At 71.9% G+C, this 8,741-nt stretch carries 8 protein-coding genes; 5 read left to right on the forward strand and 3 right to left on the reverse strand.

The features are described from left to right. The first annotated feature begins 139 nt into the window (after positions 1 to 139). From D7X55_RS30175 to D7X55_RS30185, 3 genes are all read left to right on the forward strand, one after another. Positions 140 to 943, forward strand: a complete 804-nt coding sequence (locus tag D7X55_RS30175) for a prolipoprotein diacylglyceryl transferase (protein WP_120550799.1) — start codon at positions 140 to 142, stop codon at positions 941 to 943. Positions 944 to 979: 36 nt separating this feature from the next. Beyond that, a complete protein-coding gene (locus D7X55_RS30180; RefSeq protein ID WP_120550798.1) occupies positions 980 to 1,552 on the forward strand; it encodes a class I SAM-dependent methyltransferase in 573 nt (190 codons plus the stop codon). 118 nt (positions 1,553 to 1,670) lie between these two features. After that, a complete protein-coding gene (locus tag D7X55_RS30185) occupies positions 1,671 to 2,591 on the forward strand; it encodes an alpha/beta fold hydrolase (RefSeq protein ID WP_120550797.1) in 921 nt (306 codons plus the stop codon). 10 nt (positions 2,592 to 2,601) lie between these two features. Here the strand turns inward: D7X55_RS30185 and D7X55_RS30190 are convergent, their stop codons facing one another. Both D7X55_RS30190 and D7X55_RS30195 read right to left on the reverse strand, forming a co-directional pair. Continuing rightward, entirely contained in the window at positions 2,602 to 3,492 is an 891-nt protein-coding gene (locus tag D7X55_RS30190) for a DMT family transporter (RefSeq protein WP_121724873.1), read from the reverse strand. A 20-nt stretch (positions 3,493 to 3,512) separates the two neighbouring features. Continuing rightward, positions 3,513 to 3,794, reverse strand: coding sequence for a rhodanese-like domain-containing protein (locus tag D7X55_RS30195; RefSeq protein ID WP_120550795.1), 282 nt, complete (start codon positions 3,792 to 3,794; stop codon positions 3,513 to 3,515). A gap of 87 nt (positions 3,795 to 3,881) precedes the next feature. Here D7X55_RS30195 and D7X55_RS30200 point away from each other — a divergent pair, with 87 nt between their 5' ends. Next, on the forward strand, positions 3,882 to 4,397 hold the full coding sequence (locus D7X55_RS30200; protein WP_120550794.1) for a GreA/GreB family elongation factor: 516 nt from the start codon (positions 3,882 to 3,884) through the stop codon (positions 4,395 to 4,397). A gap of 26 nt (positions 4,398 to 4,423) precedes the next feature. Here D7X55_RS30200 and D7X55_RS30205 read toward each other — a convergent pair whose 3' ends face one another. Continuing rightward, a complete protein-coding gene (locus tag D7X55_RS30205; RefSeq protein WP_233610156.1) occupies positions 4,424 to 6,154 on the reverse strand; it encodes a HAMP domain-containing sensor histidine kinase in 1,731 nt (576 codons plus the stop codon). Between the two features lie 230 nt (positions 6,155 to 6,384). Between D7X55_RS30205 and D7X55_RS30210 the strand changes: the two genes are divergently transcribed. After that, positions 6,385 to 8,741: PAS domain S-box protein (locus D7X55_RS30210; protein WP_121724875.1), on the forward strand; the 2,357-nt coding region annotated here is incomplete at its 3' end.

Here is an 8,741-nt window from a genome sequence, read left to right on the forward strand (position 1 = left end):
AAGGCGTCCGGGTGGGGCTTGCGCGCCCGGCGGGCGCGGAATGGAAAAAGAGGTGGAGGGAAGCCCGGGATGCGCCGATTGTTCGGCTTCCATCCGCCCGGAGTACGTTCGCGCGGATACAGCCTTTTCCGGAGCCCCCTTGATTCCCTATTGGCACGCCCCCTCGTTCAAGCTGGGGCCCCTGGAGCTGAACCCCTTCAACGTCTTCGTGGCGGCGGGCATCCTCTTGGCTGCCCGGCTGCTGACGAAGCAGGCGGAGCGCGAGGGGTTGGATCCGAACCCGCTGGCGGACTTCGCGATGTGGGGGGTGGCGGCCGGCATGCTCTTCGGCCACTGGGTGCACCTATTCTTCTACCACCCGGAGGAGCTGTCCAAGAGCCCGTTCCAGATCTTCCGGTTCTGGGATGGCCTGTCGTCCTTTGGCGGCCTGTTGGGCGGCATCCTGGCGGCGGTGGTGTTCTTCCGGGTGAAGAAGCTGCGCTTCAACGACTACGCGGACAGCTTCGCGCTGGGCGTGGCGCCGGGCTGGGCGGTGGCGCGGCTGGGGTGCTTCGCGGTGCACGACCACCCGGGGAAGCTGACGGACTTCTTCCTGGCGGTGCAGTTCCCCAACGGCAACCGGCACGACCTGGGCTTCTACGACGCCGTGGTGCTCTTCGCGATCTCCGCCCTGCTGTACGCGCTGCGCGACGCGCCGAAGATGAAGGGCCGGCTGCTGCCGCTGCTGGCGCTGCTGTACGCGACGTCGCGCTTCTGCCTGGACTTCCTGCGGGCCACGGACCTGTCGTACGTGGACGCGCGCTACTTCGGCCTGACGCCGGCGCAGTACGGCAGCCTGCTGCTGGTGGCGTACGGACTGTGGGGCCTCTTGCGCAAGCAGGCGCCGAGCGCGTCCTCGCAGAAGCCGTCCGCGCCGCAGGGCCGGGTGGAGACGGCGCGCTAGCCGCGCGCCACGTTTCGCTTTTCGGGGGGTGTTCGCGTGAAGGCACTGGCGTACGACGCGCTGATGGCGCCGCTGGGCTGGGTGGGGCTGAACGCCGCCCGGCGGCAGCTGGTGGAAGGGCTGTCCGGCAAGGTGCTGGAGGTGGGCGCGGGCACGGGCCTGGCGCTGCCGGGCTACCCGGACACGGTGACGTCGGTGACGGCGGTGGACGTGGACCTGGGGGCGCTGGTGCGCGCCCGGTCCCGGAAGAGTGGCGTGGCGCTGCTGCAGGCGGACGCGCAGGCGCTGCCGTTCACGGACGGCTCGTTCGACGCGGTGGTGTCCAGCCTCGTGTTCTGCTGCGTGGACGCGCCGGCCACGGCACTCTCGGAAGTGATGCGCGTGCTCAAGCCGGGCGGGGAGCTGCGCCTGCTGGAGCACGTGCGGGCACCGAACCCGACCCTGGCCACCGCGCAGGACCTGCTGACCCCCGCGTGGCGGAAGCTGACCGGCGGCTGCCGCCTCAACCGCGACACCTTCCGCCTGGTGCGGACCGCGGGCTTCCACATCCTCCGGCGCGAGCAGCGCCTGGGCGGCGTGGGTGAGTTCATCGTCGCACGTCGGCCCTGAACGGGGTTCGGGCGACCCGTCCCGGGGTCTCACCCGACCTGCCAGGAAGGATTCCCGGAAGGGATGTCAGAGGTCTCTTTAGGATGGCTCTCAACCCCATCCCGTGAGGTCCTGACGCATGACTCGCATCCTTCCCTCCCTTGTCGCGGTGTTGCTGTTCGCTGGCTGTGGTCCCGAAGCCACCTCGGGCTCCGAGCCCGACCTCGTGAGTGCTCCGGCCTCGCTGGAGGACTCCAGCCGCCATTCGCGTGAGGGCTCCGTGCGGCTGTCCACCGGCGTCACGCTCCGCTACGTGGAGCAGGGCCGCCAGGACGGGCCCGTCGTCGTCTTCCTGCACGGCTATACGGACTCGCATCACACGTGGGACCTGGACCTGCCGCGCTTCCCTCGCGACTTCCACATCTACGCGCTGGACCAGCGCGGTCATGGGGACTCGTCCCGCCCGGCGTGTTGCTACACGCAGCAGTCCTTCGCGAAGGACGTGGTGGCGTTCCTCGACGCGAAGCGCGTGTCGCGCGCCGTGCTCGTGGGCCACTCCATGGGCAGCTTCATCGCGCAGCAGGTGGCGCTGGACTACCCCCACCGCGTGAAGGGGCTCGTGCTCGTGGGCTCCGCGCCCACCGTGGCCGGCAATGAAGTGGCCCTGGGCCTCAAGGAGGTCGTGGACACGCTGACCGACCCCGTGGACCCCGCGTTCATCCACGAGTTCCAGGCCAGCACCTTCTACGCGCCCGTGCCGGAGTCCTATCTCAACACCGTGGTCGCGGAGAGCTCCAAGGTGCCCGCGCGCGTGTGGCAGGACGCGCTGGACGGGCTCATCGCGGAGGACCACTCCGCGCGCCTGGGCCGCATCCGCGTGCCCACGCTGATCATCGGCGGGGACCACGACGGCTTCTTCTCCGTGGAGGAGCAGCGCGCCCTGGCCCGCGCCATCCCCAACTCCAAGTACCTGCTCTACCCGGAGACCGGCCACGCGCCGCACGCCGAGCGCCCGCAGCGCTTCGTGAACGACGTGCACCACTTCCTCAAGCGCCTGTAGTCCTCGTGCATCAGGCTCCGGCGGCTCCGGGCTCCACCGGGCGGCCGGGGTCTCCGCGGGCCAGCACCACCACCGCCACCAGGATGAGCAGGCCGCCCAGGCCCTGCCGGAGCGACAGCCGCTCGCCCAGGAAGATGGCGCTCAGCACCACCGCCATCACCGGCTCCAGCGTGGAGAGCAGCGACGTGTTCACCGGGCCAATGCGCTTGAGGCCCGCGAAGAACGTGAGCATGGCCACCACCGTGGACAGCAGCGCCAGCCCCACCACCGCGGCCCAGCCTCCCGGCGTCTGCGGAAAGGCCGGCCCCTTCACCAGCATCAACGCGCCAAAGGCGACGCCCGCGGACAGCGGGACGACGGTGCTCGCGGCGAGCGGCCCCGCCGGCCCGGCGATGCGCGCGCTCGACAGGACGTAGAGCGCGTAGATGACCGCCGACAGCACGCCCAGGCCAATGCCCAGCGGCTTCGCGTCCGGTCCGGGGTCCACCGTGAGCGCCGTGCCGCACAGGGCCAGCGCCACCGCCAGCCAGCGGCGGCGGCTCAGGTGCTCGCGCCCCAGGGCCACCTGGATGAGGGCCACCAGCGCGGGGAAGAGGTAGAGCAACAGCGCCACCAGCCCGGCGGACGCGTGCTGGAGCGCGATGAAGTAGACGCTGCCTTCCGTGAAGTAGCCCACCGCGCCCAGCGCCACCAGGCCCCACAGCAGGCGGCCCCGGGGCCACGTGCCGCCCTTCGCCACCATCACGACCGCGAGCACCAGCCCCGCCAGCGTGAAGCGCAGGAAGAGCAGCGTGGGCATGTCCGTGCCCGCCGCGTAGGCCAGGCGCGCGAACAGACCCAGCGCGCCAAAGGATGCGCCGGACAGGGCGACGAGGAGGAAACCGGCGGTGCGGGTCTGCATGGCGCTTGGGGCGCGCCCGACTACCAGTTCTTCACGGAGCCCAGGTCGAACACGTCCGGGAAGCCGCCCTTGCGCAGCAGCTCCGCGGCCACCGCGCTGCGGCCTCCCGCGGCGCAGTACACCACCACGGGCGTGCCCACCGGGCCCACCTCGGAGAGGCGCTGGGCCAGCACCTGCACGGGGATGTTGCGAGCGGCGTCCGGGTGTCCCTGCTGGAACTCCTCCGGGGTGCGCACATCCAGCAATACCGCGCCCTTCGCCACGAGTTCGTGGGCCTTCTGCGACCGTTCCTGAGGCGTCATGCGCCCCATTCAATCAAAGCCCGGGGCCCCGCCGGGCTGAAAACTGGAGGCCGCCGCACCGGGCGCTACAGTCCTGTACCGATACCCATGCGACTCGACAAGCTCACCTTGCTCCACCAACTGTCCGAGCGGCTCCAGCAGAGCGACCGGCTGGCCCACCGCGCCGAGGCCGACGCCCGCGAGGCCGCCCGCAGCCTCGCCACGGAGTCCGAGAAGAAGGAGGACGGCCGCGCCGCCATCGAGTACGGCAGCCTCGCCACCGGCCAGGCCAACCGCGCCCGCCGCCTTCAAGAAGAGCTGCAGGCGCTCACCGCCTTCGGCCAGAAGGAGCTGCCGCGCTTCCCCCGCCAGGGCCCCGTGGGCCTGGGCGCCCTGGTGGACTGCAGCACGGAAGACGAGGACGGCTTCGCCGAGCGCACCTTCTTCGTGCTCCCCGCCGGCGCGGGCACCGAGCTCACCGGCCCCGGCGGCGACGGCTTCCTCTCCGTCATCACCCCCAGCTCCCCCGTGGGCCGCGCGCTGCTGGGCAAGAAGGCCGGCGACACCGTGGAGGTGACGCTCGCCGGTGAAGTGCGTGAGTGGACGGTGCTGGAGGTCGCCTGACCCGACGCGGGGCGCCTACTCGGCGCCTACTCGCCCTGGGTGGGCCCCGGCGCCGCGTGCGCGATGAGCCACTCCTCCGGGATGTCGCCCCGGGGCAGCTCCAGGATGAACGTGGAGCCCTCTCCCGGCGTGCTGACGGCGCTCACCGTGCCGCCGAACGCCTCGACAATCTGGCGCGTGATGTAGAGCCCCAGGCCCAGGCCGCCGTAGTGCCGGTCGCTCACCGCGCGCTCGAAGCGCTCGAAGATGCGCGCCAGGTCATCCGGCGCGATGCCGATGCCGTGGTCCTTCACGGTGAGCCGCGCGAGCGTGCCGTTCGCCTCCACGCTGACGATGACGGGCTGGCCCGCGCCGTACTTGAGCGCGTTGGACACCAGGTTCGTCACCACCTGCTCCAGCCGCAGCCGGTCCCACCGGCCCACCACCGGCACCGGGGCCTCCAGCCCCAGCTCCGTGCCGGCCTGCGCCGCCGCGGCGGAGAAGCGGTAGAGGATTTCGGCGGCCACGCTCGCCAGGTCCATCTCCTCCAGCTCCAGGCGCAGCCGGCCCGCGGTGATGCGCGACACGTCCAGCAGGTTGTCCACCAGCCCTGACAGCCGGCGCACCTGGCGCTGCACCACGTCCAGCGCCTCCGCGACGCGGTCGGTGGGCACGTCCTTGCCCTCGCGCGCCAGGTTCACCACCTGCTTCTGCAGCAGCTGCACCTTGAGGCTCAGCGGCGTGAGCGGCGTCTTCAGCTCGTGGCTCGCGATGCCCAGGAACTCGTCGCGCTGGCGCACCGCTTCGCGGGCCTCGCGGTACAGCCGCGCGTTCTCCAGGTAGAGCGCGAGGCGGTGGGCCAGCTCCGTGAGCAGGTGCTCTTCCTCCGCGCCAAAGGCCCGCAGCACGTTGGAGCGCAGCACCATCAGCGCGCCCAGCGTGCCGCCGCGCGCGCCCAGCGGCACGCTCAGGCAGCCGTGCGGCCCCAGCTCGCGCAACAGCCGCGCGTGCTCCGCGTCCCGCGCGATGGCCACCACGTGCTCCTCGGACAGGATGGGCAGCCGCCCCACCGCTCCGGACGCGAACGCCCGGGGCAGCCCGCCCGGCGCGGAGGGGTCCGGCGGAGAGCGCGTGAGCACGTCGCGCAAGAGCGCGTGCCGGCCCGGATCCGCGTGCAGTGACGCCGCCACGCGCAGCACGTCCTCGCCGGCGGTGCCCTTGCTCCGGAGGATGAGCAGCGCCCCCTCTCCCAGCGCGGGCACCAGCAGCTTGAGCAGCGGCTCCAGCCGCGCCTCCGCGTCCACCGACGTGCCCAGGAGCGACCCGGCCTCCGCCAGCAGGCGCGACGCGTCCAGCACCGGGGCGGCCAGCGCGTCCACCGCGTGCGTGCGCACGAGCGCCGCCGCGACCTGCCCGTCTCCGCCCCGCACCGGCACCGCCGTGCAGCGCAGCGCGGCGCGCACGCCATCCGGACGCAGCACGTGCCACACGGAGGCGTCCACCAGCTCGCCCGCCAGCGCTCGCGCGAGCGGTGAGTCCTGCGACGGCAGCGGTGTGCCGTCCTCCCGCACCCATTCGCACCCGGGCAGGCGGGCGTGCTCGATGTGGAGGGGAACCGGGATGCCGAAGTGCGCCGCGGCTTGTGAGTTGAAAACAGTCACACGGCCCGTGCATTCAACGAGCACAACGCCTTCCGCGTCCATGACGCGCGTCGACAGGGGCGGGACATCCCCATCCATCACGCGGGCCTCCAGGGCGGGAGAGGTGATGCCGGACATGCCAAGGCTTTCCGCACGCATCATGGTGTCATCTCCGCCTCCCAGAAAGAAAGGAAGACAGGACCCGTGGGCCACTCCATCCTCAAGGACAGGGAATGCTTCCCATCCGCACGCTCTTCCCGTGGGCCCCCTTGCCTGCATGGCGGCGATCCTCAATCGTTCGACTGTTCACGTCCGTGATCCGGATGTTCCGTCCGCACGGCCAAGTTCTTCCACCGCGAGTCCCCTGAATGCAGATGCCGTTCCCCCGGCCTGATGGCACCACCCCCACCGAGCGCCGCTTCCGTCAGGTCATCGACACGCTCCAGGAGGTCGTGTTCCAGACGGACATGGAGCGACGGTGGGTCTTCCTCAATCCCGCGTGGACCGAGGTGACGGGCTTCCCCGTGGAGGAGAGCCTGGGCCGCAGCGCGCTGGACTTCGTGCACCCGGACGACCGGGAGCGCACGCTGGGCGTGTGCCAGACCCTGCTCACGCGCGAGCGCGAGTTCGTCCAGCACGAGGTGCGCTACCTCACGCGCGACGGCGGCTTCCGCTGGGTGGACGTGTTCGCGCGGGTGACCATCGACGAGGACGGCACGCTCCTGGGCATGGCGGGCACGCTCAACGACATCACCGAGCGCAAGCGCACGAGCGACGCGCTCGCCCGGCGCGAGCGCTACCTCACCGCCCTGGTGGACATGCAGCAGCGCCTGCTGTCGGTGTCGGAGGGCGGCGACCTGTACGGCACCGCGCTGGCCCCGCTGGGGCAGGCCTCCGGCGCCAGCCGCGTCTACGTCTTCGAGACGCACACCGACGCGCAGCGCGCGCTCTTGTGCAGCCAGCGCGCGGAGTGGTGCGCGCCCGGGGTGGTTGCGGAAATCGACAACCCCATGCTCCAGGGCCTGCCGATGAAGCCGGACCTGGAGCGCTGGATCCCCCTGCTGGAGCGCGGCGAGGTCGTCGCCGGGCGCGTGGCGGCCTTCCCCTCCAGCGAGCGGGCGCTGTTGGATCCGCAAGGCGTGCTGTCGCTGCTGGTGCTGCCCCTGCGCGTGCAGGGACGGCTGGTGGGGTTCGTGGGCTTCGACAACTGCTTCGAGGCGCGCGAGTGGGACCGGCTGGAGGTGGACCTGCTGTCCGCGGCCAGCGGCGCCATCTCCGTGGCGCTGGAGCGGCGCGCGTCCGAGCGGGCGCTGCGCGAGCACGAGCACCGCTTCCGCCAGCTGGCGGAGAACGCGTCGGACGTGCTGTACCTGTACCGGCGTGAGGCGCCGCGCGGCTTCGCGTACGTCAGCCGCGTGGCGCACGCGAAGCTGGGCCTGGGGCCGGAGGCGCACTACGCGGATCCGGAGCTGTGGTACCGGCAGGTGCACCCGGAGGACCGGGCCGCGCTGGAGCGGCTCCTGGAGTCGCCCCAGTCCGTGGACGGCGCCACGGTGGAGCTGCGCTTCCTGCGCCCCGACGGCAGCCTCCTGTGGCTGGAGCACGTGGTGGCGCCGGTGACGGACGCGGCGGGGCGTGTCGTCGCGGTGGAGGGCCTGGCGCGCGACATCACCGAGCGGCGGCAGGTGGAGGAGGCGCTGAAGCGCTCCGAGGCCAGCCTGCGCGCCCTCATGGAAGGCTTCCCCGACCCCGCGGCCATCGAGCGCGACGGCCACATCGTCTACGCCAACGCGGCGCTCGTCACGGCGCTGGGCTTCGCGCGCGCGGAGGAGCTGGTGGGCCGCCGGCTGTCGGAGTTCCTGGCGGACATGCCGGGCACGGGCGTGACGTCCGGGGACAGCACGCCGCTCACCAGCGAGCGAAGGCTGGTGCTGCGCGACGGGCGCACGCGCGTGGTGGAGCTGGCGTCGCTGCCCCTGCGCTTCGACGGCCAGCCCGCGGTGGTGTCCATCGCGCGGGACGTGACGGAGCAGCGCCAGCTGCAGGCGCGGCTGACGCTGGCGGACCGGCTGGCGTCGGTGGGCACGCTCGCGGCGGGCATCGCGCACGAAATCAACAACCCGCTGGCCTTCGTGGTCTCCAACCTGGGCTTCCTGTCGGACGAGTTCCGCCGCCACCTGTCCCCCGGCGTGCGCGGCGTGCGCCCGCCGGACGTGGTGGAGTGGCAGGAGGTGCTGGGCGAGGCGTGCGAGGGCGCCGAGCGCGTGCGCCAGATTGTCCGTCAGCTGAAGACGTTCTCGCGGCCGGACGAAGAGCGCATGACGCCGGTGGACGTGCACGCGGTGCTGGACTCGGTGGTGATGATGGCCGCCAATGAAATCCGCCACCGCGCGCGGCTGCGCCGGGACTACGGCGACGTGCCGCAGGTGATGGCCAACGAGGGCCGCCTGTGCCAGGTGTTCCTCAACCTGGTGGTGAACGCGGCGCAGGCCATTCCGGAGGGCTCCGCGCACGGGCATGAAGTGGTGCTCATCACGCGCGTGTCCGGCGGGCAGGTGGTGGTGGAGGTGCGCGACACGGGCAGCGGCATCGCGCCGGAGGTGATGGGGCGCATCTTCGACCCGTTCTTCACCACCAAGCCCGTGGGCGTGGGCACCGGCCTGGGGCTGTCCATCTGCCACGGCATCATCACGGGGATGGGCGGAGACATCCAGGTGGAGAGCAC

Origin of the sequence: Corallococcus sp. AB049A, from assembly GCF_003668885.1 — a bacterium.
GTDB lineage: Bacteria > Myxococcota > Myxococcia > Myxococcales > Myxococcaceae > Corallococcus > Corallococcus interemptor.

Coding starts and splice junctions, on each gene's coding strand:
- D7X55_RS30185 (WP_120550797.1), top strand. CDS start 1,671: ATGACTCGCATCCTTCCCTCCCTTGTCGCGGTGTTGCTGTTCGCTGGC.
- D7X55_RS30190 (WP_121724873.1), bottom strand. CDS start 3,492: ATGCAGACCCGCACCGCCGGTTTCCTCCTCGTCGCCCTGTCCGGCGCA.
- D7X55_RS30195 (WP_120550795.1), bottom strand. CDS start 3,794: ATGACGCCTCAGGAACGGTCGCAGAAGGCCCACGAACTCGTGGCGAAG.
- D7X55_RS30200 (WP_120550794.1), top strand. CDS start 3,882: ATGCGACTCGACAAGCTCACCTTGCTCCACCAACTGTCCGAGCGGCTC.
- D7X55_RS30205 (WP_233610156.1), bottom strand. CDS start 6,154: ATGTCCGGCATCACCTCTCCCGCCCTGGAGGCCCGCGTGATGGATGGG.